This window comes from Maribacter sp. (assembly GCF_039968975.1).
Taxonomy (GTDB): Bacteria; Bacteroidota; Bacteroidia; order Flavobacteriales; family Flavobacteriaceae; genus Maribacter.
Map to the genome: position 1 here is coordinate 1 of NZ_JBDVOT010000032.1, position 1,495 is coordinate 1,495.

The window sequence follows — 1,495 nt, forward strand, 5'->3', positions numbered from 1 at the left end:
TGTTGGTTAGTATACCTGCAATGCCTGCATTTACCACGGTATCTCAAAGAATGGCAACAGGCTTGGATAGTTTTGCCTTGTTGGCGATTCCGTTTTTTGTATTGTCAGGGGAGCTTATGAATAAGGGTGGTATAGCCCATAGGCTCATAGCATTTGCAAAGACGCTAGTAGGTTCTTTTCCTGGCGGATTGGCATTAATTAACGTAATAGCGGCTATGTTAATGGGGGCTATTGCTGGCTCTGCAATGGCATCGGCATCTGCTATGGGTAGTATTTTAGGTCCGGAGATGGAGAAAGAAGGGTACTCCAAGGAATTTGGAGCAGCAGTTAATATCACTTCTGCAACAACAGGTCTAATTATACCGCCAAGTAATGTGCTAATAGTATATTCTTTAGCTAGTGGAGGAGCATCTATAGCCGCACTGTTTTTAGCAGGATATATTCCTGGAATAATGACAGGGTTATTTCTTATGATCGTAGCGGCTTTTTGGGCAAAAAAGAAGAAGTATAAAGTAGGCAAACGAAGTAGTTTAAAAGAAGTGGGAAAAACCTTTATAGATGCCTTGCCAAGTCTTTTTATGCTTGTAGTTGTTATAGGCGGTATTGTTACGGGAATATTCACCGCAACAGAAGCTTCTGCCATTGCCGTATTGTATAGTCTGATTTTAGGTTTTATATATAAGGAAATTACACTGCCTAAATTACCTCAAATTTTACTGGATTCTTCTGCTACCACGGCAATTGTAATGTTGTTGATAGGGTCGTCAATGTGCATGTCATGGGCTTTATCGTATGAAAACATTCCGCAAGATATTAGTACAGGGCTTTTAAGTTTAAGTGATAATAAAATTGTCATTCTTTTAATTATCAACTTGCTATTATTGTTCGTGGGTATATTTATGGATATGACACCCGCTGTATTAATCTTTACACCTATTTTTCTACCTGTTGTAACCAAATTAGGGTTAGACCCTGTGCATTTTGGAATTATCATGGTACTTAATCTTTGTATCGGGTTATGTACACCGCCCGTTGGCTCTGTGTTGTTTGTTGGGGTAGGTGTTGCTAAAACTACTATTGAAAAGGTGTTTAAGCCTTTATTACCACTATTCATAGCAATGATTATAGCACTTTTCATGGTTACTTATATCCCACAATTAAGCTTATGGTTGCCAAGCTTGTTCAATTTATAATATAGTTAAAGGGTATGCAGCAATTAAATAGAAAGAACCGTAGTATTTCTAAACAGTTACCTATTAAAATAGTACAATTTGGTGAAGGTAATTTTCTACGGGCTTTTGTAGAATTTGCCATTCAGACATTAAATTCTGAAGTTGATTTTAATGCAGGTATTGCAGTGGTACAACCTATTGAAAAAGGTTTAGTTTCTATGTTGAACCAGCAAGATGGGCTTTATACAGTATTTACAAAAGGTCTGGAGAATGGTGTTGAGGTGGAGGAAAAAGAATTGATTACCAATATAGTAACTGGTATT

1 protein-coding gene and 1 pseudogene are annotated in these 1,495 nt (G+C 37.3%); both read left to right on the forward strand.

What is annotated here, in order from left to right; all coding sequences use genetic code 11:
- The coding region (locus tag ABJI11_RS02010; RefSeq protein ID WP_348348951.1) for a TRAP transporter large permease at positions 1–1,193 on the forward strand (1,193 nt) is incomplete at its 5' end.
- Positions 1,194–1,207: 14 nt separating this feature from the next.
- Positions 1,208–1,495: pseudogene (locus ABJI11_RS02015) on the forward strand (tagaturonate reductase); the annotation flags it as partial.